Origin of the sequence: Caldimonas mangrovi, from assembly GCF_023721835.1 — a bacterium.
GTDB classification, from domain to species: domain Bacteria; phylum Pseudomonadota; class Gammaproteobacteria; order Burkholderiales; family Burkholderiaceae_C; genus Caldimonas; species Caldimonas mangrovi.
In genome coordinates this window covers 19,969-44,008 of the sequence record NZ_JAMKFE010000020.1, presented here as the reverse complement: position 1 = coordinate 44,008, position 24,040 = coordinate 19,969, and the positions used below count along the sequence as shown (strand labels likewise).

General features: G+C 66.5%; 22 protein-coding genes. 9 read left to right on the top strand and 13 right to left on the bottom strand.

Going from position 1 to position 24,040, the window contains the following annotated elements:
- Positions 1 to 507: 507 nt before the first annotated feature.
- Together M8A51_RS23675 and M8A51_RS23670 are read right to left on the bottom strand one after the other, a co-directional pair.
- On the bottom strand, positions 508 to 1,272 hold the full coding sequence (locus M8A51_RS23675) for a sulfite exporter TauE/SafE family protein (RefSeq protein ID WP_251781032.1): 765 nt from the start codon (positions 1,270 to 1,272) through the stop codon (positions 508 to 510).
- A complete protein-coding gene (locus tag M8A51_RS23670; RefSeq protein ID WP_251781031.1) occupies positions 1,265 to 1,843 on the bottom strand; it encodes a malonic semialdehyde reductase in 579 nt (192 codons plus the stop codon). Before M8A51_RS23670 ends, M8A51_RS23675 begins: the two co-directional genes overlap by 8 nt.
- 39 nt (positions 1,844 to 1,882) lie before the next feature.
- Between M8A51_RS23670 and M8A51_RS23665 the strand changes: the two genes are divergently transcribed.
- Genes M8A51_RS23665 through cueR form a run of 3 tightly spaced genes read left to right on the top strand, consistent with a single transcriptional unit; the run spans position 1,883 to position 5,206 of the window.
- Positions 1,883 to 2,314: a DUF1841 family protein gene (locus tag M8A51_RS23665; protein WP_251781030.1), complete on the top strand. Its 432-nt coding sequence runs from the start codon at positions 1,883 to 1,885 to the stop codon at positions 2,312 to 2,314.
- Between the two features lie 58 nt (positions 2,315 to 2,372).
- Entirely contained in the window at positions 2,373 to 4,775 is a 2,403-nt protein-coding gene (locus tag M8A51_RS23660) for a heavy metal translocating P-type ATPase (protein WP_251781029.1), read from the top strand.
- Positions 4,772 to 5,206 carry a Cu(I)-responsive transcriptional regulator gene (gene cueR, locus M8A51_RS23655; RefSeq protein WP_251781028.1) on the top strand — a complete coding sequence of 145 codons (435 nt, stop codon included), beginning with the start codon at positions 4,772 to 4,774 and terminating at the stop codon, positions 5,204 to 5,206. The genes M8A51_RS23660 and cueR overlap by 4 nt, the downstream gene beginning before the upstream one ends.
- Positions 5,207 to 5,288: 82 nt before the next feature.
- Here cueR and M8A51_RS23650 read toward each other — a convergent pair whose 3' ends face one another.
- A complete protein-coding gene (locus tag M8A51_RS23650; protein ID WP_251781027.1) occupies positions 5,289 to 5,942 on the bottom strand; it encodes a c-type cytochrome in 654 nt (217 codons plus the stop codon).
- 103 nt (positions 5,943 to 6,045) lie between these two features.
- Between M8A51_RS23650 and M8A51_RS23645 the strand changes: the two genes are divergently transcribed.
- Both M8A51_RS23645 and M8A51_RS23640 read left to right on the top strand, forming a co-directional pair.
- Positions 6,046 to 6,888 (top strand): AAA family ATPase, encoded by an 843-nt coding sequence (locus tag M8A51_RS23645; protein WP_251781026.1) that lies wholly within the window; start codon positions 6,046 to 6,048, stop codon positions 6,886 to 6,888.
- Positions 6,885 to 7,472, top strand: coding sequence for a GNAT family N-acetyltransferase (locus tag M8A51_RS23640; RefSeq protein ID WP_251781025.1), 588 nt, complete (start codon positions 6,885 to 6,887; stop codon positions 7,470 to 7,472). The genes M8A51_RS23645 and M8A51_RS23640 overlap by 4 nt, the downstream gene beginning before the upstream one ends.
- Before the next feature lie 14 nt (positions 7,473 to 7,486).
- On the opposite strand, the gene M8A51_RS23635 is transcribed toward M8A51_RS23640, so the two are convergent.
- Positions 7,487 to 7,987 (bottom strand): hypothetical protein, encoded by a 501-nt coding sequence (locus tag M8A51_RS23635; protein WP_251781023.1) that lies wholly within the window; start codon positions 7,985 to 7,987, stop codon positions 7,487 to 7,489.
- Between the two features lie 191 nt (positions 7,988 to 8,178).
- On the opposite strand from M8A51_RS23635, the gene M8A51_RS23630 reads away from it, so the two are divergent.
- The 4 genes from M8A51_RS23630 (at position 8,179) to M8A51_RS23615 (ending at position 16,069) form a co-directional block, all read left to right on the top strand.
- Positions 8,179 to 9,363: a vWA domain-containing protein gene (locus M8A51_RS23630; protein ID WP_251781022.1), complete on the top strand. Its 1,185-nt coding sequence runs from the start codon at positions 8,179 to 8,181 to the stop codon at positions 9,361 to 9,363.
- The gene (locus tag M8A51_RS23625; RefSeq protein WP_251781021.1) at positions 9,360 to 11,282 is read left to right on the top strand and encodes an autotransporter assembly complex protein TamA; all 1,923 of its coding nucleotides are present in this window, start codon (positions 9,360 to 9,362) and stop codon (positions 11,280 to 11,282) included. The genes M8A51_RS23630 and M8A51_RS23625 overlap by 4 nt, the downstream gene beginning before the upstream one ends.
- On the top strand, positions 11,282 to 15,553 hold the full coding sequence (locus M8A51_RS23620) for a translocation/assembly module TamB domain-containing protein (RefSeq protein WP_251781020.1): 4,272 nt from the start codon (positions 11,282 to 11,284) through the stop codon (positions 15,551 to 15,553). The genes M8A51_RS23625 and M8A51_RS23620 overlap by 1 nt, the downstream gene beginning before the upstream one ends.
- Before the next feature lie 150 nt (positions 15,554 to 15,703).
- Entirely contained in the window at positions 15,704 to 16,069 is a 366-nt protein-coding gene (locus M8A51_RS23615) for a phage protein NinX family protein (RefSeq protein ID WP_251781019.1), read from the top strand.
- Between the two features lie 74 nt (positions 16,070 to 16,143).
- On the opposite strand, the gene M8A51_RS23610 is transcribed toward M8A51_RS23615, so the two are convergent.
- The 9 genes from M8A51_RS23610 to M8A51_RS23575 all read right to left on the bottom strand — a co-directional run bounded on the left by M8A51_RS23610 (position 16,144) and on the right by M8A51_RS23575 (position 24,039).
- A complete protein-coding gene (locus tag M8A51_RS23610; protein ID WP_251781017.1) occupies positions 16,144 to 17,190 on the bottom strand; it encodes a helix-turn-helix domain-containing protein in 1,047 nt (348 codons plus the stop codon).
- Positions 17,191 to 17,243: 53 nt separating this feature from the next.
- Entirely contained in the window at positions 17,244 to 17,672 is a 429-nt protein-coding gene (locus M8A51_RS26635) for a GNAT family N-acetyltransferase (protein ID WP_368408593.1), read from the bottom strand.
- Positions 17,665 to 17,859 (bottom strand): hypothetical protein, encoded by a 195-nt coding sequence (locus M8A51_RS23605; protein WP_251781016.1) that lies wholly within the window; start codon positions 17,857 to 17,859, stop codon positions 17,665 to 17,667. Before M8A51_RS23605 ends, M8A51_RS26635 begins: the two co-directional genes overlap by 8 nt.
- 93 nt (positions 17,860 to 17,952) lie before the next feature.
- On the bottom strand, positions 17,953 to 18,309 hold the full coding sequence (locus tag M8A51_RS23600) for a hypothetical protein (protein WP_251781014.1): 357 nt from the start codon (positions 18,307 to 18,309) through the stop codon (positions 17,953 to 17,955).
- Positions 18,309 to 18,485, bottom strand: a complete 177-nt coding sequence (locus tag M8A51_RS23595) for a hypothetical protein (RefSeq protein ID WP_251781013.1) — start codon at positions 18,483 to 18,485, stop codon at positions 18,309 to 18,311. The genes M8A51_RS23600 and M8A51_RS23595 overlap by 1 nt, the downstream gene beginning before the upstream one ends.
- Positions 18,478 to 18,873 carry a lysozyme gene (locus tag M8A51_RS23590; RefSeq protein ID WP_368408592.1) on the bottom strand — a complete coding sequence of 132 codons (396 nt, stop codon included), beginning with the start codon at positions 18,871 to 18,873 and terminating at the stop codon, positions 18,478 to 18,480. Before M8A51_RS23590 ends, M8A51_RS23595 begins: the two co-directional genes overlap by 8 nt.
- Positions 18,874 to 18,931: 58 nt before the next feature.
- Entirely contained in the window at positions 18,932 to 19,168 is a 237-nt protein-coding gene (locus tag M8A51_RS23585) for a holin (RefSeq protein ID WP_251781011.1), read from the bottom strand.
- Positions 19,169 to 19,228: 60 nt separating this feature from the next.
- The gene (locus M8A51_RS23580; RefSeq protein WP_251781010.1) at positions 19,229 to 21,517 is read right to left on the bottom strand and encodes an exo-alpha-sialidase; all 2,289 of its coding nucleotides are present in this window, start codon (positions 21,515 to 21,517) and stop codon (positions 19,229 to 19,231) included.
- 47 nt (positions 21,518 to 21,564) lie between these two features.
- Positions 21,565 to 24,039, bottom strand: coding sequence for a hypothetical protein (locus M8A51_RS23575; protein ID WP_251781009.1), 2,475 nt, complete (start codon positions 24,037 to 24,039; stop codon positions 21,565 to 21,567).
- Position 24,040: the final 1 nt, after the last annotated feature.

Sequence of the window (24,040 nt, the reverse complement as noted above, 5' to 3'; positions counted from 1 at the left end):
ACCATGCACTCTGACCGTTGAGCTTCTTAAAGGCGGACCGGCGGGCGGCCTGTGTATGCCGTGCTGGCTAGAGAGGCCGCACACCTGTTGTTTCGGTCCGAAGCGGACCGAAGACCGGGACCGAAGACAAAACCCAAGCAACACGAACGGCGCCGGCGTGAACGGGCTCGCTACGCATAGCCCAGGCTGTTCCTGAGTTTCTCCAGGGTCTCGCGCAGCGAACCCGTAGTGTTGGACGAGCAGGTGGTTCTAGCCCATTGGGCGGGGATCGACCGCCCGCTGGGCTGAGGGGAAGAAGCACAACGGTCAGAGTGCATGGTGTTGCATTCAGGCTCTCTTCTTTGGTGACTTTCTTCTGAGCCAACAGAAGAAAGTTACCCGCCCGCCGGGGCGGGCTCCCGGCGCGGCAGCGCAATGGAGCACAGCGCCACAAGAAGCACGCCCAGCAAAGCAAAGCAAAGCAAAGCAAAGCACGCACCCAGCAAGTCAGCCAAGCTGCCCCCTCCGTCAAACCGCATCCCAAAGCAGCTTCACTCCAGTGAGCAACATCCCGGCATACACCAAGCGGTAGAACCAGACCGTGCTCACCCGGTGCACCAGCCTCACGCCCACCCACACGCCCAGCGGCGCCAACGGCATCAGCACCAGCGCGGTCGCCATGTTGCGCAGGTCGATCAACCCCAGCCACGCATACGGCACCCACTTCGACGCATTGACCACCGCGAAGAACACGGCCATCGTCGCGGCGAACGTCAACGGCGGCAGCCGCAACGGCAGCACGTAGGCGTTCACCGGCGGGGCGCCGGCATGCGCGACGAAACTGGTGAAGCCCGACGCCACGCCCAGCGTCCAGCCCAGCCAGCGGGGCGGTGGCGGTGCATCGGCACGCGGCGGAAAGAACAGTCGCTGGGCCAGGAACAGCAGCGTCAGCGCCCCGACCACACCGGCCACCACCTGCGGGGACAGCACGCCGAACAGGACCGTACCCACCACCGTGCCGACCAGGCCAGCGGGCAGCAGCAGCCGGATCAGTGCCTTGTCGACGTGCTTCACATAGGCCGCGACGCCCAGCGCGTCCATCACCGCGAGCAGCGGCAGCATGATGGCGGCGGCCTGCGGCACAGGAATCACGAGCGCCATGATCGGCACCGCCAGCGAACCGAATCCGGCGCCGAAGCCGCTCTTGGACAGGCCCATCAACAGCACGGCCGGCACCGCCGCGGCATAGAACCACGGGTCGACGATCAGTGCGGACGTGAACCCGTCAGGCAAGCCGGCACGCCTCGTCGAAGCTCAGGCGCGGACTGCGCGGGAACAGCTGGGTGGCGTCGCCGTAGCCGAGGCTGCAGACGAAATTGGTCTTGACCGACGTGCCGCGCCAGAACTCGGCGTCCACGCGCGGCGCATCGAAGCCGCTCATCGGGCCGCAGTCGAGCCCGAGTGCGCGGGCCGCGATGATGAAGTAGCCGCCTTGCAGGCTGGAGTTGCGAAACGCGGTCGACTGGATCGTCGCGTCATTGCCCTCGAACCAGGAGCGCGCGCCCGGGTCGTGCGGGAACAACTGCGGCAGCTTCTCGTAGAACTTCAAGTCCATGCCGATGATCGCGGTCACCGGCGCGGCAGCGGTCTTGGCCCGGTTGCCTTCGCTCATGCACGGCACCAGCCGCGCCTTGGCCTCGGGCGACCTGACGAAGACGATGCGCGCCGGGCTGCAGTTGGCCGAAGTCGGGCCGAACTTCATCATCTCGTACAAACGGTGCAGCAGGTCGTCCGGCACGGGCCGGTCGAGCCACACGTTGTGGGTGCGGGCGTGGTCGAACAATTGCTCGGTGGAGATGTTCATGCGGGCTACCCGGGAATCCGAAAGAGGGAGAATTGTCGGATGTTCGCCCCCTCCCAACACGACGTACGGCTTTTCTTCTGCGAGGCGCACCGCAAGCATCGCGCCGGCGAGCCGCTGACGCCGATCGAGGCGGTGGCCGCCGACTGGATCGCGGAGCACCCCGAATACCACGCCGAACTGGCCGACGCCGAGGCCGCGAAGGCCGCCAGCTACCAGGTCGAGGAAGGCCGCTCCAACCCCTTTCTGCACCTGGCGATGCACCTGTCGATCAGCGAGCAGATCGGCATCGACCAGCCCCGGGGCATCAAGCAGGCCTGCGAGTTGCTGTCGCACCGGCTCGGCTCTCGGCACGAGGCGCACCACCAGATCATGGAATGCCTGGGCGAGATGATCTGGGCCTCGCAACGCAGCGGCCTGCCGCCGGACGGCGAGGCCTACATCGATTGCGTGAGACGGCGCGCGATGCGTTGACCCCGGTCACGTCGCAGGTGCTTGACTTTGACATGATGTCAATGTCTAGCCTGTCGACATGAACTCAACCACTGCCCCCCTTTCCGTGCCCGTCGAGGGCATGACCTGTGCCTCGTGCGTCAGCCGTGTCGAGCGCGTCCTGAAGCGGCTGCCGGGCGTCGACGACGCCACCGTCAACCTCGCGACCGAGACCGCCACCGTGCAAAGCCTCGGCGTGCCGCTGGCCGACCTGATGAAGGCGGTGCGCGATGCGGGTTACGAGGTGCCTCGGCGGCAGGCGTCGCTGGCCATCGGCGGCATGACCTGCGCATCGTGCGTCGGCCGCGTCGAGAAAGCGCTCCTGCGTGTACCGGGCGTCGTCGCGGCCACGGTGAACCTGGCGACCGAAACCGCCATGGTCGACGTACTGCGCGACGTGACCGACGTCGCACTGATCGCGGCCGTACGCGACGCCGGCTACGAGGCGCGGGCGAAGGACGCCGACGGGACCACCGCGGCGCCGCGGCGCTGGCTCACCGAAGGCCGCGCGGTGCTGATCGCCGCACTGCTGTCGCTGCCGCTCGCCGTGCCGATGGCCGGCGATTTGATCGGCAGGCACTGGATGCTGGACGGCTGGCTGCAACTCGCGCTGGCGACGCCGGTGCAGTTCTGGCTCGGCGCGCGCTTCTACCGTGCCGCCTGGAAAGCGCTGAAGGCCGGCACCGGCAACATGGACCTGCTGGTCGCGCTGGGCACCTCGGCCGCCTATGGCTTGAGCCTGTACCTGCTGCTGAACGCAGACGGCAGCATGGCGCACTTGTACTTCGAGTCGGCCGCCGTCGTGATCACGCTGGTGCTGCTCGGCAAGTGGCTGGAAGCGCGCGCCAAGCGCCAGACGACCGAGGCGATCCGCGCCCTGCAGGCCCTGCGGCCCGACACCGCCCGCGTGCTGCGCAATGGCAGCGAGCAGAGCGTGCCGCTCGACGACGTGGTCGTCGGCGACATCGTGGTGGTGCGCCCCGGCGAGCGGGCGCCGGTGGACGGTGAGGTGGTCGGCGGCCAGACGCATTTCGACGAATCGCTGATCACCGGCGAAAGCCTGCCGGTTGCCAAACACCCGGGCGACCGCGTGACCGGTGGGGCGATCAATGGCGAAGGCCTGGTACAGATGCGCACCACCGCCGTTGGCAGCGAGACGGCGCTGTCGCGCATCGTGCGGCTGGTGGAATCGGCGCAGGCCGAGAAGGCACCGATCCAGCGCATGGTCGACCGTGTCAGCGCGGTCTTCGTCCCGGTGGTCATCGCGATCGCGCTGCTGACCTTCGCCGGCTGGGGTCTCTACACGGGCGACTGGGCCGGTGCCGTGCTGCCGGCTGTCGCGGTGCTGGTGATCGCCTGCCCCTGCGCGCTGGGCCTTGCGACGCCTGCCGCCATCATGGTCGGCACCGGCGTCGCAGCCCGCCACGGCATCCTGATCAAGGATGCGCAGGCGCTGGAAGTGGCGCATTCGGTGCAGGTCGTTGCGTTCGACAAGACCGGCACCTTGACACAAGGCAAGCCGACGCTGGTCGCCGCCCGTCCCGCCGCCGATGCCGGCCTCGACGACAACGAGTTGCTGCGGCTGGCGGCCGCGCTGCAGTCGGGCAGCGAACATCCGCTGGCCCACGCGGTGCTGCAGGAAGCGGCCGCCCGAGGCGTGCAGCCGATGCAGGCGCATGACGTGCGAGCGGTTGCCGGCCACGGCGTGGCCGGACGCGTCGGCGAACGCGAGCTCCGACTGGGCAGCGGCCGCTGGATGGACGAGTTGAAGATGCCGCACGCGCCTCTCGCAGAGCTCGCTCAGTCCCTGCAGGCCGAAGGCCGCACGGTTTCCTGGCTGGCGCAGACGACGCCCGAGCCCCGGCTGCTGGGGTTGCTGGCCTTTGGTGACACGCTCAAGCCGAGCGCCGCACGCGCCATCGAGCGGCTCATGGCGCATGGCGTGCGGACCGCCCTGATCAGCGGCGACAACCGCGGCAGTGCGCAGGCCGTGGGCGCGCAGCTCGGCATCGATGACGTGCGTGCCGAGGTACTGCCCGCCGACAAGGCGACCGTGGTGGCACGGCTGAAGCAGGGCGGTGTGCGTGTCGCGATGGTGGGCGACGGCATCAACGACGCGCCGGCGCTGGCCGCGGCAGACGTCGGCATGGCGATGAGTTCGGGCACCGACGTCGCGATGCACGCCGCAGGCATCACGCTGATGCGAGGCGATCCCGCGCTGGTGGCCGACGCCATCGACATCTCGCGCCGCACCACGCGCAAGATCCACCAGAACCTGTTCTGGGCCTTCGTCTACAACGTCGTCGGCATTCCGCTGGCAGCCTTCGGACTGCTGAACCCCGTCATTGCCGGCGCCGCGATGGCGCTCAGCAGCGTGAGCGTCGTGACCAATGCGCTGCTGCTGCGTCGCTGGCACCCCGCAAGCGAAGGAGAGCAGACATGAACATCGGCCAGGCCGCGGACGTCTCGGGGGTTTCCGCGAAGATGATCCGTCACTATGAATCGCTCGGGCTGCTGCCAGACATCCGGCGCACCGACTCGGGCTACCGGCAGTACGACGACGGTGCGGTGCACACGCTGCGCTTCATCCGGCGTGCGCGCGACCTGGGCTTCGGGATGGAAGAGATACGCACGCTGCTGCAGCTGTGGCGCAACCGCCGCCGGGCCAGTGGCGAGGTCAAGCGCATCGCGTTGCAGCACGCCGCCGACCTGCAACGCCGCATCGACGAAATGCAAGCCATGAAGCGCACGCTGGAGCAACTGGCCGAGCACTGCCACGGGGACGACCGGCCGGACTGTCCGATCCTCGAGGACCTGGCCGAGGCCGGCCCTTCGGCGCACGCGTGTCACCCAGCGGACACGCGCTTTCGCTGAAGTCCGCTACCTTCATCTTCGCGCAGGCGACAAAAAGGCCGCTGCAAGCAGCGGCCCCGTCCTGGGTGCGAACAGCGCGCGATCAGCGGAAGCGATCCTGCGCGACGACCCTCATTTCGCCCGGCAGCGAGCCGATGTACTGGGCCATCGCCTTCAGTTCGGCATTGGTGAACTGCTTGACCTGCCCGGCCATGATGGCGTTGGCGCGGCCGACATGGGGATTGCCGTCGCTCTTGTAGGACTTCAGCGCAACGTAGAGGTAGTCAGAATGTTGACCGGCGATCTTGGGGTAGGTGCCGTCGATCGGCTTGCTGAAGTTGGCGCCGTGGCACGACACGCAGGCACCCTTCTGCAGCAGGGCCGCCACCTCGGTGCTCGGTTGCCGGGCCGGCTGCTCGGGCGCGGGCTGCACGTCCTGGGGCAGCGCCTCGTAATAGGCGGCCAGGTCGGCCATGTCCTGCTCGCTCAGCGATTCGGCGATGCCGCGCATCGTCGGGTGCTTGCGCTCGCCCTTCTTGTAGGCGTTGAGCGCCGCCACGATGTACTTCGAGCCCTGGCCGGCGATCATCGGCACCTTGTGCACTTCCGGGAAGCTCGACTGGTAGCCGGGGATGCTGTGGCAGCCGATGCACATCGCTGCCTTGCCGGCACCGGCCTTCGCGTCCTGCGCCTGGGCAGCGCCTACAAAACCGGCCGTTGCGGCCAGCACCATCATCGTGGAGAGCACTTTTTTCATGGGGTTGCGCAAGGAAGTTCTGGATTTCAAAGCAACCCCGCATTATAGGCCGGGCTCTTATACTGGCCCGACACCTCCCAACCGTTGACCCACCTCACCTTCCATGAAGTTCCAAGGCTCCGAGAACTACGTCGCGACCGACGACCTGATGCTGGCGGTGAACGCGACCCTCACGCTGAAACGCCCGCTGCTGGTGAAGGGCGAACCCGGCACCGGCAAGACGATGCTGGCCGAAGAGGTGGCTCGCTCGCTGGGCATGCCGCTGCTGCAATGGCATATCAAGTCGACCACCAAGGCGCAGCAGGGGCTGTACGAATACGACGCGGTGAGCCGGCTGCGCGACAGCCAGCTGGGCGACGAACGCGTGAAGGACATTCACAACTACATCGTCAAGGGTGTGCTGTGGCAGGCCTTCGAGGCCGAGCAGCCGGTCGCCCTGCTGATCGACGAGATCGACAAGGCCGACATCGAGTTCCCCAACGACCTGCTGCGAGAACTCGATCGCATGGAGTTCTACGTCTACGAGACGCGGCAGATGGTCACCGCGAAGCACCGCCCGCTGGTGTTCATCACGTCGAACAACGAGAAGGAGCTGCCGGACGCCTTCCTGCGGCGCTGCTTCTTCCACTACATCCGCTTCCCCGACGCCGAAACGATGAAGGACATCGTGCAGGTGCACTTCCCCGGGCTCAAGAAGGAACTGTTGAGCGCCGCACTGAAGAACTTCTACGACGTGCGCAACCTGCCTGGCCTGAAGAAGAAGCCCTCGACCAGCGAGCTGCTCGACTGGCTGAAGCTGCTGGTGGCCGAGGACATCCCGCTCGAGGCGCTGCAGAGCAAGGACGACAAGGTTGGCGTGCCGCCGCTGGTCGGCGCGCTGCTGAAGAACGAGCAGGACGTGACGCTGTTCGAGAAGCTGGTGTTCATGCAAAGGCACAACCGGTGATCGAGGTGCGGCCCGTCACCCTCGAAGGGCAAGGCGTACGGCTGGAGCCGCTCGCTCCCGAGCACGAGTCGGGTCTGCGCGAAGCGGCCGCCGATGGAGAGTTGTGGACGCTGCGCATCACCTCGGTGCCCGAGCCCGACCGCACCGCGTCGTACATCGAGGCCGCCCTGCAGGGTCAGGCCGCCGGCACGATGCTGCCGTTCGCGGTGCGCGAGCTGAACACCGGCCGCCTGATCGGCTCGACGCGCTACCACGACATCGTGGCCGCCGTCGACCGGGTCGAGATCGGCTACACCTGGTACGCCGCCAGCTGGCAGCGCACGCACGTCAACACGGCAGCCAAGCTGCTGCTGATGCGCCATGCCTTCGAAGGCCTGGGCTGCCGGGTGGTGGGGTGGCGCACCGACATCGAGAACCACCGGTCACAGAGCGCCATCGAGCGGCTGGGCGCCCGGCGCGACGGCGTGCTGCGTCACCATGCGCTGCGGCGCGACGGCACGGTGCGAGACACGGTGATGTACAGCCTGCTGAGCAGCGAATGGCCTGCGGTACGCGAGCAACTGCAGGCGCGGCTCGGGCGCTGAGCCGCCCGGCCGGCTCACGAGAAGAACAGCTCCCGCGGCCGCTGCCGCAAGGACTGCTTCGCCAGCGCCCGCAGCAGCATCGCCACCATGCCGGAGAACGCCTCGTCGAACTCCGCCTCGCCGCCGCTGACCGCCACGACGATGCCGTCGAGGCAGACGCTGCCCCACAGCGTGGTGTCGCCCGGTCGCAGCCGGTAGGGTTCGGCGGTCTGCACGTGGAAGCTGTCACGGCCATGCAGCCAGCTGATGCGTGCCTTGGCGCGGGCGAAGCCGGCATAGTCGGCGTCCCAGTCCTCACGCCGGCCACCGATCGATTGCTCGTGAAGGATGGCCTCCTCGAAGCTCGCATTCATCGGCGTTCGTGCCGGGTCCATCACGACGACGTGCATGAAGCCGCCCTGGTTGATGCGCTCGTCGCGCGTCGAGGCTTCGAGGATCGGCAAGGCCAGCTCGATGGCCCGTTGCGCCATCTCGCGGTCGACGAGGGCGCTGTCGCTGGTGCGCTGTGTGCTCATGATGTGCATCGAAGTGGGACTGCGCAGCTTTGGGCAAGCCGCGTGCCGTGCCCGCCCGGCCCCGGCCCATGCGGCTGCCGGCAGGCTTTGCGGGGCCCGCCGCAAGCTTTACCGCCGCGGTGTGTGCAGGGTCTGGTTGCACATGGCGCCGGCGGGCAGGCCACAATAGCTTCCTTCCCGGACGCCCAACCATGCTGATCGACTTCTTCTTCACGCTGCGCACCGCCAAGCTGCCGGTGTCGATCAAGGAATACCTGACGCTGCTCGAAGCGATCAGGAGCGGCGTGATCAGCGACGACGGCGGCCCGACGGTGGACAAGTTCTATTACCTGGCGCGCACCGCGCTGGTGAAGGACGAGGCCAACTTCGACAAGTTCGACCGGGCCTTCGGCGCCTACTTCAAGGGTGTCGAGCTGCTGACCGACTTCACCAAAGACATCCCGCTCGAATGGCTGCAAAAGCGCCTCGAGCTGGACCTGTCGCCGGAGGAGAAGGCTCAGATCGAGAAGCTCGGCTGGGATGAGCTGATGAAACGGCTGCGCGAGCTGTTCGAGCAGCAGAAGGAGCGCCACGAAGGCGGCAACCGGTTCATCGGCACCGGCGGCACCTCGCCGTTCGGCGCCTATGGCTACAACCCGGAAGGCATCCGCATCGGCCAGGACCGCTCGCGCAATCGCAGCGCGATCAAGGTCTGGGACCAGCGCCAGTACAAGGACTACGACGACGCGCTTGAGCTCGGCACGCGCAACATCAAGGTCGCGCTGCGCCGGCTGCGGCGCTTCGCACGCGAGGGCTCGGTCGAAGAGCTGGACCTCGACGACACGATACGCTCGACCGCCGCCAACGCCGGCTGGCTCGACATCAAGATGGTGCCGGAGCGGCACAACCACGTGAAGGTGCTGCTGCTGATGGACGTCGGCGGCACGATGGACGAGCACATCCACCGGGTGGAAGAGCTGTTCAGCGCCGCCAAGGCCGAGTTCAAACACCTCGAGTTCTATTACTTCCACAACTGTGTCTACGACTACATGTGGAAGAACAACCGCCGCCGCTTCAGCGAGAAGTTCCCGACCTGGGACGTGATCCGCAAGTACAACAAGGACTACAAGCTGATCTTCGTCGGCGACGCGACGATGAGCCCGTACGAGATCCTGCAGCCCGGCGGCAGCGTCGAGTACAACAACGAGGAGGCCGGCGCCGAATGGCTGCAACGGCTCACGCACGCTTTCCCGAAGTACGCGTGGATCAATCCCGAGCCGCAGGGGGTTTGGGGCTATCGGCAGTCGGTGTCGATCATCCAGCAGATCATGAACCAGCGGATGTTCCCGTTGACCCTCAACGGCCTGGAAGGGGCCATGCGACTGCTGACGAAGTGACACACACGGCGAGTGCATCGTGGACCCGGCTGCTGTCAGGGCTGTGGCTCTGGACGCTGGCCGCCGTGCTGGCCGTTGCCTCGTGGCAGGCACAGGCGCAACCCCTCGAGGACGACGAGTCCGAGCAGACCTCGGAGCCCGCCAGCCCGGACGCGACCCGCCCCACCGCCGAGGAAAATGCTGCCGCCGAGGACACCAACGGCCGCGGCACCGCCTACCGGTTGCGCATCGAAGCACCGCGCGAGTTGCGGGAGCTGTTGAGCCGGCACCTCGACCTGTCTCGCTTCCGCCGCGAGCGCGACATCACGGAGGTCGAGGTCGGCCGGCTCATGAGTGCGGCCCCCGCGCAGGCGCGCTCCCTGCTGGAAACGCAAGGCTATTTCGACGCCGAAGTGCAGATTTCACGCCAGCCGCCGACCGAGGCCGGCGGGCAGCCGGTGGTGGCGTTGAAAGTGACGCCCGGTCCACGCGCGACGGTGGACCGGCTGACTCTCGAGATCCAGGGCGACTTCCAGGAAACCATCGACGGCGGAGACCCGCGTGCCGCGCGACGCTTGCGCTTCCTGCGCAACCGCTGGCCCTTGCAGCCGGGCGCCGTCTTCACGCAGAGCGCCTGGGCCGCCGCCAAGAACGGCCTGCTCGCCAGCCTGCGCTCGCGCGGCTATGCAGCGGCGACCTACGCCGGTACCGTCGCGCAGGTCGACGCCACGACGCACAAGGTGCGCATCTTCGTCGTCGCCGACAGCGGGCCCGAGTTCAGGATCGGCGAAGTCCGCGTCGAAGGCATCGAGCACACCACCGAAGACGCGGTGCGCCACCTCGCGCCCTTCGAGCTCGGCACGGTGTTCTCCGAGAAGATGCTGCTCGACTACCAGGAGAACCTGCAGAAGTCGGGGCTGTACGAAGGGGTCGCGGTCGAGCTGGACCCCGACGTCACCCGGGCCGATTCGGCGCCGATCGTCGTACGGGTGCGTGAAGCCAAGCTGAAGTCGGCGACCGTGAGCGTCGGCTTCAGCACCAACACCGGCCCCCGCACCGGGCTGCAGTTCACGCATCGGCGCCCGTTCGGCCACGAGTGGGTGGCGAGCACGCGTTTGCTGTACGGCCGGGATGAACGGGTCGCGGCGCTCGACCTGCTGTCCTACCCGAAGCCCGATGGCTACCGCAACCTGGCGACCCTGTCGGCCGAATATCTCGATGCCGGCGGTGCCAGGACGCACACCCAGCGCTTGCGCTACGGCCGCACTCAGGACACCGAGCGCATCGACCGCCTGTACTACGGCGAATTCAACCGCACCGTCGTCGAGACCGACACCACACGCCGCATCGACCGCGCGCTCTGGGCCAACTACGAGTGGACGCGGCGCGGCGTCAACAACGTGCTGTTCCCCACGCGCGGCATGATCCTCACCGCGCATGGCGGCGCGGGCGGCTCGGTGGATTCCGACGGCGACCGCGGCCCCTTCGTGCGCGCCTATCTGCGCACCACCTGGTATCAACCGCTGGGCCAGCGTCGCGTGCTGCAACTGCGCGGCGAAGCCGGCCAGGTGTTCAAGCGCGACAGCCTCGGCGTGCCGGACTCGCTGTTGTTCCGCGCCGGTGGCGACGACTCCATCCGCGGCTATGGCTATCGCACCCTCGGCCCCGAGCGCGACGGCTCGGTGGTCGGCGGGCCGGTGCTCGCCACGGCGTCGGCCGAGCTGATGTGGCCGTTGACCGAGCGGCTGCGCGACTGGTATGGCGCGGTGTTCATCGACGCCGGCAATGCCGCCAGCAGCTGGCGCAGCTTCGACCCGGTGCACGGCTACGGCGTGGGCGTGCGCTGGCGCAGCCCGATCGGGCCGTTGAAGGCCGACGTCGCATACGGCGAGGCGACCGGCAGCATCCGCCTGCATCTCAGCGTGGGGGTCAGCTTCTGATGGCCGATGCACCCGTGCCCCCGGCTGTGCGGCCCCGCGGCACCCGCCGCTGGTGGCCGTGGGCGCTGGCCGTCGTGGCGCTGCTCGCCGCCGCTGCCGCCGCGGGCCTCTATGCCGGCCTGCGATGGGTGCTCTACAGCGAGGCCGGCACGCGCTGGGCGCTCGAGCAGGCCGCCGCTCGCCTGCCCGGCTTCACGGTGCGCGAGCCGCTCGGCACCTTGGCCGGCGATTTCCAGGCCGCACAACTGACCGTGCCGGCCGGCACCGGCCGCATCGAGATCTCGCGGCTGCGTTGGACCGGCTTGCGCCCTCACGGATGGCAGTGGACCGCGCCCTACCTGCAGCTCAGCATCGCCGAGCTGACCATCGGCCGCCTCTCCGTGCAACCCGGCCCACCGAGCGGCGAGCAGCAGCCCGCCGGCGCACCGGCGTCGCTGCGGCTGCCGCTCGGTGTGCAAATCGGTGCGCTGCGGGTCGACGAACTGTTGCTGCCCGGCCAGGCCGTACCGGTGACCGGGCTGCGCGCTCGCGTGACCCTGGGCGACGCCCACCGTGTCGAAGCCTTTTCCGCAGCATGGAACGGGCTGCGTGCCGAAGGCCAGGCGCGGATCGGCGCGGACGCGCCGATGTCGGTCGACGCAGGGGTGCGCGTGCGCAGCGACCCCGCCGCTGCTGCCGCATCGCAGCGGCTGGTCCCCGAGTGGGCCGAGAGTGTGCAAGCCGAACTGAAGGCCGCCGGCCCGCTCGCACAGCTGGCAGCCGAACTGTCGCTGCGCATGCAGGACCAGACGCTGCAGGCCGGCGCCGTGGTCACGCCGTTCGAGCCGCTGCCGTTGTCACGGCTCGACGCCCGCTTCGCACAGCTCGATCTCGCGCGGCTGCTGGCGCCCTTCATCGCCCGGGCTCCGACGACATCACTGAGCGGCAGCGCGGTACTGACACTGCGCGACACGGGCCAGCCCCTCGGCGTGGACGTGGACGTGACCAATGCCGACCCGGGTGCATGGAATGCGCTGCGACTGCCGCTCAGCCGGGCCGTCGTGCGGGCCAGCGGAGAGGGCCAGCGCTGGACCGTGCAGCGCGCCGAGTTGCAGGCTGCTGGCGGCGCCGGCAGCCCGGCCGGGCGTGTCACGGCCGAAGGCAGCTGGAATGCGGGCGAGCTGACGTTGAAGGCCGCGCTCGACACGCTGGTGCTCGAGGCGCTCGACCAGCGCCTGCCGCCGATGCGCTTGAGCGGCCCGGTCGAGTTCGACATGAAGCCCGCCACAGCGTCCGAAGCCGCCTTCGGCGAGCTGCGCGTGAGCACCAAGCTGCAAGGCGGCCTGACCCAACGCGGGCGGGCCGGTGCACCGGCCGCCTTGCAGAACCAGCCGGTGCAGCTGTCGCTGGAGGCCACCGCCACGCCGACGCGCTACCGCATCGCGTCGCTCGACGCACGCGCCGGCGACGCACGACTCGCCGCCAAGGGCCGTGCCGAACGCAGCAGCAGCGGCGAGCGCTGGGCCGTGCAAGCCGGGCTGCAGCTGCAGGCTTTCAACCCGGCGCTGTGGCTGCCCGGCACCACCGACAGTGCGTGGCGCCGTCAGCGCCACGCACTCAACGGCACCGTCGACCTCGAGGCCCAGGTCCCGGCGGCCGCCCCGCATGCCGCCGAGATGCTGCGGCAACTGCGCGGCAAGCTCGACGCACGCTTCGATGGCAGCGTGCTGGCCGGGCAGCCCGCCAATTTGTCGCTGACACTGAGCGCCGACGGTGCCGGCCGCCTGGAAAGCCGCGGGCAGCTGCAGGCGGCCGGCAACTCGGCCGCGCTCGAAGCGCTGGTGCGGGTGCCGGCCGACGCGCGCGCGGCAAGCGATGACGACAACCTGCACCTGACGCTGGATGCCCCCTCATTGCAGCGGCTGGCCGGCCTGGTTGAAGGTCTGGGGTTGGAGCGGCTGCAAGGCAGTGCCCAGCTCGACGCCAGCGCACAGGGCCCGCTCGGCGGCTGGATCGCGCAGGCGGCCACGCCACCGGCCGGTCCGCCTGCCGGCAGCACCGCGGTGCGGCCGGCGCTGCCGGCCTTCCGCACGCAAGGCAGCGCCGACGTGCGCGACCTGCGCTTCAACGACATGGGGCTGGACCGCCTGCTCGGCCACTGGGACGCCAGCACCGAAGGCGACGCCCGCATTGCCGCTGACGTGAAAGCCGAGCAACTGCGCCTGCCCGGCCTGCACCTGCCCTCTGCGGCCGTCCTGGCCGACGGCAACACCACCGCGCACCGCGTGCAGCTCGACGCCGAACTGCGGCCCGCGATGCAACAGCAGGCCATCGCCCAGGCGAACGCACAACCGGCACCTGCGCCGCTGACCTTGCGCGCGCGGCTGCAAGGCGGCTTCGAACAGCGCGGCGGCGCGGCGCCGAGCGGCTGGCGCGGCGTGATCGAGGAGCTGGCCCTGCGCCCCACCGATGCGGCCCCTGCGGCACTGCGCGGACGCGACCCGCTGCCGCTGCTGGTCGCCGAAAACCTTCGCCTGGCCTGGACGCACGAGCCCGGCGTGCAGAGCCTGCAGGTCGAGCCCGGGCAGCTGCGGCTGCTCGGCGAGGTGCTGCGCTGGAGCGAGGCCCGCTGGCGCAGCACGCAAGGCGAGCAACAGCTGGCGCTGGAGGCCGAAGTCGAGCCGGTCGCTGTCACGCCGCTGTTGCGCCGCGTGCAGCCGGGCTTCGGCTGGGAAGGCGACCTGCGCATCGGCGCCCGCATCTCGATGCATTCCGAACCCACCGTCACCGCCCGGGTCGAGATCGCCCGCGCCGGGGGGGACCTGCGCATCAACGAGTTCGGCGTGGTGCAGTCGCTGGGGCTCAGCGAGCTGCTGCTGCGTTTCGACGCCGCCGGTGGCGTCTGGAACTTCACGCAGCGCATTGCCGGCAGCAACCTGGGGCGCATCGCCGGGCAGCAGACCGTGCGTACCAGCCCGACCGCACTGTGGCCCGAACCGCAGGCGCCGGTCGACGGGCAGCTCGAAGTGCGGGTCGAGAACCTGGCCGGATGGGGGGTATGGGTACCGGCCGGCTGGCGCCTCGGGGGGCAGCTGACGGCGCAGCTCGGCATCTCGGGCAACTTCGGCTCGCCCGACCTGGTCGGCCGGCTCGAAGGCCGGCAGCTCACCGCGCGCAACGCCATCGAAGGGGTCAATCTGCGCGACGGCACGGTGCGCCTGAGCTTCGAAGGCGAGACGGCCCGCATCGAAACTTTCCGCTTCTCGGGCGGCGAAGGCACCGCCGGGCTGCAGGGCACGGCGCAGCTCGGCGAAAACCCCCGGGCCGAGCTGCAGCTGCAGGCACAGCGTTTTGCGCTGCTGTCGAGGGTGGACCGCCGCGTGGTCGTCAGCGGCGAGGCCTCGGTGCAGCTGGGGCGCGAGCGCATCGCGGTGAACGGGCGCTTCCGGGCTGACGAGGGCCTGGTCGACATCAGTCGCGCCGACGCGCCCAGCCTGTCCGATGACGTGGTGGTGCGCCGCGCCGGCGACGCGCCGCTGACCAACGAGATGCAGCCGGCGGCACCCGCCGCGGACACCTCTCGGGCCCTCGAACTCAACCTGCTCGTCGACCTGGGCGAACGCTTCCGGTTGCGCGGCCGCGGCATCGACACCCGGCTTGAAGGCCAGCTGCGGCTCGCGTCGCCTCGCAACCGCCTGGCGGTGCAGGGCGAGATCCGCACCGAGGGGGGCAAGTACGAGGCCTACGGCCAGGAGCTCGAGATCGAGCGCGGCGTGCTGACCTTCGTCGGCGAGGTCAGCAACCCCCGGCTCGACATCGTCGCGATCCGGCCCAACATGGACGTCCGTGTCGGCGTCACCGTCAGCGGCAGCGCCCTGTCGCCGCGCGTCACGCTGTTCTCGGAGCCGCCACTGCCCGACACCGAGACCCTTGCACTGCTGATCACCGGCCGCAGCTACGACACGCTGGCCGGCAACCAGACCCTGCTGCTGCAGCGCGCTGCACTCGCGCTGCTGGCCGGCGACGGCAGCGGCGAAGGCGGCGGCAACATCATGGAGATGCTGCCGCTGGACGAGCTGTCGGTGCGCCAGACCGAAGGCGCGGTGCCCGACACCGTGGTGACGATCGGCAAGCAGATCTCCGACCGCATCTACGTCGGCTACGAGCGCGGCCTGAGCGCGGCGGCCGGCTCGTGGCAGGTGATCTACCGCATTGCGCAGCGCTTCACCTTGCGCGCTCAGGCCGGGCAGGATTCGGCGCTCGACCTGGTGTGGATGTTCCGCTGGAACTGAGCCGGCGGGCCCGGCAGCCGCTGCGCCCCCGTCTACAATGCGCGCTTTCGCTCTCCCCGTAGTTCAATGGGAGGATTTGCTAGGTAATCCCAGGCCATCGTATCAATCCCGTATCGACGCGACCGAGCCTGAGCGCTCAAAGGAGGAGTGATGAAGGTGGCCGATCTGTCCGGCGCGGAGCTGGATTACTGGGTGGCGAAGGCGTTGGCGCCTTCCGGCGATGAGGTGCTGCCAGGACTCCGGTACGGCCCCGCAATCGTTCATGGTGAGTGCCGAACTCATCCAGAAAGCCCGTATAGCGTCTTCAGTCCGTCGCGCAGTTGGGCGCACGGCGGCCCGATCATCGAGCGGGAGCTGAACGCCGTGGAGCGCTTTCGCGGCGATGACATGGCATGGATTGCGTCTTATGGCGATCCCGAATGCCCGCGGTCCGAAACAGGCCCGACACCCCTGATCGCGGCCATGCGTGCGTTTGTGGCGCACAAGTTCGGCGATGAAGTGCCTGAGGAGAAATAACCTTTAACAGACAGGCCGGGTTGTTCAAGTTTTTATGATGTTCGGGATTCGTGAACGGCGAATGGATGTGAACGTCAGCACCGGCCGGCCGCGATTTCGTCCGCTGTGGGTATCGAGTAGATCGGCGGGTCAACCTTGACGGCCGAGTAGCGCTGGTTGATGTAGCCCAGCGAGACCCACATTTCATCGAAAGCGCCGTCCTTGACCTCGTGGCACATGAGGAACCCGCGCCAGTGCTTGTTTCCCTGGGCGCCCAAAAAATCCTCTAAATGCTCGTAGCAGGACCCTGCGATGATGCTGGTCACGGTCGATCCGTCCGCCCTGGTTGAGTAGGCAATCTGCTTGCCCTGCTGGTGCCCGGCGATGCAGGACATGCCGGCCTTCCTGAGCTGCGCCTGAGCGGTTCCAGCCGGCCGGCCCATTACCCCGGTGGTGAAGTAGTGAGAGAAGGCGATGCCCTCGATCACGATGACCTCAAGGAACGGCACGACCTCCCAGCCGTATTCCTCGTAAGCCAAGTCCTTGATGGACAGCACGCCGTCTAGCTTGGCATCGTCGTTGATCGCCCGATTGATCCGTTCCTCGTGGTTTCCGAGGGTCAGGACCATCCGGGGGGTGTACTTGACCTTCGCTGTCTTGTTGTGCTCCCACATCGGCCCGAGGAACGCTTGCATGGCGAACTGCGCCGCCTCTACGTCCCGTTTGTACCGGCGCCCCTCGAATGCCTTTTTGCCCTTGTCATAGGACGACAGCGACGGCATGTCGGCAAAGTCCCCGATGCACACCACGATGTCTGGCTTCTTCTCGACCATGTACAGGCCGATGCGTCGGAGGTAGGAGAAGTCCACGCCGGGCTTGGCCTGGGCGTCAGGGAGCACCATGATGGTTTTGGTAGTCGTAATCGGCGAGTCTTCCACCTGCTCGACCGCCGCATACCCACACAGCCCAGCCTTCCGCTTGACTGATGCGACCTGCCTTGCAACGCACGCCTGATCTATGCCGAGAACCTTGGCAGCGGCGCGCATGGAGCGGTGCTCGTTCACGGCGTCGATCAACTCCGATTGCCGCTCGGTGGCGTACTCCTTCAGCTTGGGATCTAACCAGTAGGTCGGCGTCGCCATTACTTCTCCAAGCTTGTATTCGGCAGATACTGAGCGGGGGCTGTATTCATGCGCTACTCCGAAATCTGTTTGCGCCAGTAGCACGCGCCATCTGCGGCCCAAGGCTTCGAGGGATGGAACATGCGAAACCCGCACGCAATCAGGCTGTTCGCCGATGGCGGATTGCGGTAGGTGTCTGTGATGAGCCAGCGCCAACCAAGCTCACGTGCTTTCTTCTCCCTCACACGGATCAGGCGCTTCTGAAGCCCACGGCCCCGAGCCGAAGGCAAGACGCCAGAGCGGGATAGATAGCCAGCATCGCTCCACCTTGACGACGGCCACAGCCCGGCAAAGCCCACCGGGTTGCCGCCTTCCGATGCGACCCACCACCAACCGAGAGATGTCGGCGCAGGCTCGTCCGCGGGCAGGATTTCGAGCTGAAGCCAATGAAGTAGCGCTGCCGTTTTCGGGGCGATGGCGTTGACTTGGCGAATCTCAGGCATCCTTTCCCTCGCAAAACTTCGGACCCCACCGCACGGCACCAACCGTCCCGACCGGGATTTCCCCGACAACGGCGATCTGCAGCCCGACCACCTGGCCGTCTTCACACAACGGCATGAACACCAGCGGAGGGGCCTGCGCACTGACCGCGCCCCCCATCAATAGAACTGCTGTGATGAGGGATCGCATGTCGGCTCCTACTGAGAAAGCGCCGCCTCGCGGCACTGGTAATACTGCTTGGCGACTTCCGCGAGCTTCAAGGCTGTTGCTCCGAACGTGTCATCACTTAGGGGCGTCAGCTCGGGGCACGACGCGATCACCAGGGGGCTTGGCCCCGTTCGTGAGGGCGTCGTTAAGTGAGCGCAGCCCATTTGGAGAATGGCGACAGCGGCTGTAGTCAGGCACCACGCGCACCTCCTTCTCCAAGGTCTGCTTGATGGTCGTGTGTTTGATCTCGATGCCGGCGATTGCCTCGGCGGCTGCTTTGCTTGCGGCATCAGTTGCCTCCTTCACAAGACGTTCCTCGCGGGCCTTGGCCGCTTCGCACGAGTCGAGGCCCCACTGCCGGCCGCCATAGACAAGCGCCCCGGAGTAGGCAACGGCTAGCGCAGCGGCCCCTGCAATGACGTACAGGTTCATCATTTCCGCTCTGCCCAGGTGTCGCCGACGTTGCCCAGCATGTAGGCGCCGAGAGCGGCCGTGATCAGTTGCACCGTCTGGCCGCCGTCGAGAAGGTCGAAGCAGCGCAGGCCGATGGCGCCGAGCAGCGCCGCAGCCGAGAGCACGAACTTGCGTGATGCGTAGCGCTTATCCATGACGGCCCTCACACAAAGCACGCTCCGCCGCGCGACGCTTAACCAGGCCGGGCAACTGACGCCCGCCCGCATACGTCCATCTGGACAGTTCTGCACAGGCCCCGGGGAGCCCGCCCGCGTTGACCTTGCGAACGAGTGTTGACCCGCAGAACGCCTTGCGCCCAACGTTGAACGAGAAGCTGATGAACGCCGCTTTCTCGTGGTCCTTGAGTGGGACCGTCACGCACCGAAGATCGTCGGCGTGCTTGAGAAGATCGGTGTACAGAAGGTGCTCGCACTCGGCCTTGGTGTAGGGGCGAAGCTGAGCGGTTTCTGTGTGCCCCGTGCACGCCGTGACGACGCCCACAGGGTCAACATAGCCACGGAGGAACGTGCCCTCGTAGTACATGACCACCGGCACAAGCAGGGCCGCCGCAGCCGCCCCTATCTTGGCGGCAAGCTGGGCCCTACTCATCCTCGCCCCGCATCTGCCGCATGCGCTCTTGGTGCTCGGCCTCGTGGCGCCTGTCCGCCTTGCGCTTGTAGTACGCGTTCACGACCATCCCCGCCAGCGCGATCAGCAGACCCATGACGCCAAGGAACTCGTTCGAGAAGTACCACGCCACCACAGTTGTCCCCGCCCCCGCCTTCGTCGCACCACTGCCAGCCGCGGCAATGGCCGCCTCGATTTGCTCGGTTGCCATTACTGCTCCTTGGCCGTGAGGCGGCCGAACTCTTGAGGATCGATGTCGCTCATGTCAGCCTCAGGCGTTGTCCGAGCGGGCAATCTCGTACCAAGTCGAGCCACGCTTAAGCAGGGTGATCGTGTCGGCCACGTTCGACAGCGTGAAGCTGCCGGCAGCGTCGAGACTGATATTTCCGCCTTCCGCGATCGTCGGGTCGCGCGATGAGGTGGCACTCATGAGGACGATTACTTGTCCGTCAAACCCACCATTGATGGTGATGAGGCTGTCGGTTGCCGCCGCCGCCTCTGTATCGACTATGAAATACCGAACCTCCCGCGATGACGGGACCGTGATCGCGTCGGATGCGATGACGATGGACGAATCGGTGTGGTCGTTGGACCGAGTGACTTCCAGCCAGCGAGAATTCACGCGGCGCAACACGATTCGGCTTGATGTCGTGTTAAGACGGAACTCGCTAACGAGGTCGAGGTTCCCTGTGCCGTTTTTCAGGATCACATCGCGGGACGAGGTGCCACTACTGAGCACCAACACCTGCCCCTCGAACCCACTGTCTATTGTGTCTAGGTCGTCTGTCGAGGCCGCACCCTCAGTGTCGAGCGAAAGACGCATCTCGAAGTCCGAGGCCGAGACAGTGATAGCCCCGCTGCTGACCGTTACGCTGCGAGCAGCTGATTCGCACAACTCGAAGATGTTTGCGCGAACAAAGCGAACCTGTGTGTAGGGGAACCCGACGTACTCCTTGAACTCGATGAAGGCGGTGCCGCCGTCGATGTATACGGTCCCGTCTGGCTTAACGATGGGGCATTGATATCCCGATGCGTTCACCATGTCCGAAGCCGTAACCATCGCTCCGCTGAACATGGCGGCTGACGAAAGCGCATCCGACACCGCGATCACGCGTGCAACCATGGTGTCATCGTTGCGATTGCAATACATCAGCAGGAGATACCAGCGCCCGCGATAACAGAACTTGTCGAGCGTCGGGGCAACATACTGGTCAGTGCTCGTCAGTTGCACCACGCCGACACCCGTCCAGGCGCCGCCGCCGTCCGTAGATTTCCATAGGTAGAGTCCGCTGCCGCTGCGAGACACTGCAAACCATGTTTTGGCGTTGACAGCAACCAACTCGGTTTCGTTGTACCCGGCTGCGCTATCCACAATCTGCGGTCCTTCTGCCCACGTTAGGCCATCGTCCTCAGACAACCACACGGGCACCTTGTAGGTGGGGGTCGCCGAGTTTTGGTAGTACGGGGTGAACGCGAGTCGATATGTGCAGGTGCTGTCGCCGGGGATGAGCTTGATGCGCCCGTATGTACGTGCATAGGCGTAGTTGATCGAGACAATATCTGCGCCTTGCGTCCACGTTGCCCCGTTGTCGTCGGAGTACCGCATGCGGAAAACGGTCGGGGCCGCAGAGGGGGCGAGCGCCTTGGCGTAGATCACGACGACCCGCCCGGTTGGCGTAACGCACATGGACAGGCTGCGCTGGTCGGCGCCCGCATCGGACGGGATAACGACACCCTCCGCGCTCCACGTCGCGCCACCGTCGTCCGAGTAGCGGTGTACGGACGTAGCGCCGGCAGTCAGCCCGTGGACACTGTTGCGCCCATAAACAAGGTGCAACCGCCCGTCCAGCCCCTCGGCGATCTGGCCGAAGTGACGATGCAGGCCGTCGCCAGTCGAGCCGTCGTAGACGATGGTGGTGCCAGTGGAGTAGTCGTAGGCCCAGCCGTTGTGGATGACCCGCGCGGCTTTTCTGTCGAGTTGCGCGGGAATGCCCAGCGTCGTCCTAGCTTCTGCTGCGGTGGTGTCGTCGAGGAGGGTTAGGGCGAAGGCGCTGACAGGCACGCCAGTGCCCACGGTGTCGGCCGCGAACGGTGCCCCTTCATCATCGAAGGCCAGGAACTTGTTTGCCCGATCCGAAGCACCGGGCAGTGACAACTCACCCGGATCGGTCTCAGGGGCCTTCAGCGAACGATCAATCTCGTCCTGCTGTTGTTGGTCGATCATGATCGACCGATCGAACTGGTCCTCGTGGATCTCAGGGAAGAAGGCGCCCTGGTTCCGGATGTCGGTCGACTGGAGGAGCGGAAGAACCCGGCGAATGCTCAGGCTGTAGTCGTCAGTCAGATCGCCTGCAGCCAGAGTGATGCTGCCGCCCCCTGCGTCCCCTACTCCTGTGACGCTGTAGTCGTCTGGATAGGCAAGGGTGGACTCCGTCCCCTCCGTGTCGCGGATCGTGACCCGGAGGTCGGTCGCGGAGAAGATCCGGAAGGTATAGGAATAGGTGTCAACCGCCCCCGTACCAATGTAGTCGTTGCGGTCGTTGGTGCTGGAAACGGTCAAGGCAACCTCCTAAAGGCTGCCTCGGGAGTCTGTGGAAAACCTGTTTTTCAGTCGCCCAGCGCAGCCCCGAAGTCAGGGGCTCTGTCAGGGAGAGAGTCGCCAGGCTGCCACCAGTACTCTTGGCCCCAATCCTTGCGGGCTTTGTTCTTGATCCGCGCCAGATAGCCGGGGCTCGCAGCCTCCTGAAGCGCGTGAAGCCCCATGCCGTTAACAGCCTGCTTCGCATACCAGAGGTTGATCAGAGGAAGGTGTCCGCGCGCGAATCGGATCGCCTCGGCGCCAGCGTTCGTGTCTTCGCCGGCAACCATTTCGTCGATGTTGCCCTTAGTCAGCGAGTACACCTCTGCAAGACTTCCGAACGACGGCCCAAGCAAGCGAAACAGCGGGTCTGTCCGACTCATGGCATCGGTAGTGTCCTCAAGGATCAAGTCGCCGAAGAAGCCCAGCCCGCCACCTTGAGCGAGAGCGCGCGCCCAGAAAGACGATTGCGTCATGTCCACGGGGTCCTTGCCGCTGACGATCTGCTTCGTCTGGAACGCCATCGCACCAAGGGCTGTCAGGGTCACCATCATCGTGACGCTGTACGCCGCACGATTGGCAAGAACTGGCGCACCCTCCAAACCCTGAGGCGTTTCCAGCATGCGGCGCCAGTGGCGCGAGATCATTGCAATCGGGAAGCTCTTGAACTGAGCGACAGCGCGAGCCGTTTCGCCCATCACCGTGCCCTTCGATGCGGCCCCGCCAGAGGTGATCGCGCGCGTTGCGAGATCCGGGTTCAGGATGGCGACTTCTGACTCGTCCGTAATAAGCCCGATGTACTTGGCAACGATCTCCCCGGCTCGCGCATCTCCAGTTGCGTAGATCGCGTCAGGGGTCAGCATGTCGGCGCCGCGGTGCCTGTCGAGCTGTGCTGCGCGGATGACGTTCCAGTCCTGCTCAGTCAGCCCCTTGTTCTCCATGCGCCAGCGGTCGTATTCGGACAGCCTGCCCCACTCAACACGAGACAGCTTCGCCACCCCATTCATCATGGTCAGGCTGAACGCCCTGCGAAGCGTGTCCGTCCAAGCGTTCATGAGCGACAGCTTCATGGTGCTGTTCGCCACACGGCCAGACCAGTTTTGCCGGATGTTCTCTCCAGACCAGCGATTGAGGTCCGAAATCATGGACTCGGCAATCATGCCGTGCATGTTCAGGAACTCGCGCGTGTCGGGGGTCATCGCCTTGCCAATGCTCTTGAGCGATTCCCAATAGCCCAGCTTGTTGTATCCCGCGGTGACGAAGTACGTAGGGAGATCGGTCAGGCTGGAAAGGACCGCGCCTTGCAGCTTGCCAAACACCTCGATGTTCCGAACGTCCTGCGCGACTTGTGCAATCCTGGCTGACTCGGCCATGCCAGACGCCCCATTGAGCACGCGCCAGTAGGCCTCAGGCCGATTGCCGAATACACGCTTCTTCTCACCGTCAGCCCGCTCGGCTAGATCGAACTGCAGCCGCATCTGGCTCTCTGGGTTCGGCCCGTACCTCTCCACAAGTCCGATGTTCCGCGACATCCCGCCGATGTGGCCGATCATGGCGTCATACATGGACCCCATGCCGAATTGCTTCTGGTACTCCAGATAGGACGCTCCGTTCTTGAAGTGGATTTCGCGAGACTGGCTGCCGGCATTAGCCCTGGCCCCCACACCCTTGAACTGACCGGGCGCGGTCTTGTTCATCCCGTCAGTTGCAATGGTCTCCCACGATGCCCGGAGGAAATCCAATACCTCCGCGTCGGTCATCCTGGAACCGTCCTCGCGCAGGTATCGAGAGCGGTCCAACAGCGGCAGAACCCGCCCGGCCCATGCCTCTTGCCCGGTTGCCCTAACGCGTCCTTGGTCGTGCGCCTGAGGGAGATAGCCGTAATCCAGTTGGCGGACATCACCACCGGCAGAATTGAACCGCTGGCGCAGACCTTCGATGACTTCGAGCCAGGCCTTCGCACCGTCCTGCGCGAGCTTGTTGCCAGTTGCTCCTTTGCCTTGGGCGAATACCTCCATCGCCAGGTCCTGCGACATCTTCGGGTTCTGAGCGTCGAACAGGGCCATCAACCCCTTCCGGCCGAGCGACGTGTCTTGCATGGACTTGGCCGCCTCGATTAGGTCCATCAACTGCCGCGAGGCGTCGCGCTTGATGCCGTCGATGTAGGAGTTCGTGAGGTTCATGTCCTCCGTCAGCGCCTTCGCACGATTCCCGCCCTGGCGCTTGGTGTAGCTCTGCAGCCTGGTTTCCAGTTCTGCCGTCTTCAAGGCTTGGCGCTGGGCGTTATCGACCTTCCTAGCCGCCTCGGCCTGAATGTCCCCCTGCACCTTCAGCGCGGCCTGGACCATGCGCTGATCCGGGGGCGTCGCCATCCACGCCTTCGGATCTTCACGCGCAAGCCGCCGCATCGTCTCCGACATCCGGTCGTCGATTTTTTGGATCTGCGCGTCGGTAAGGGTTTTCCCAGCCGCTTGATTGACGGCGGCCCGGCACTTAGGATGCATG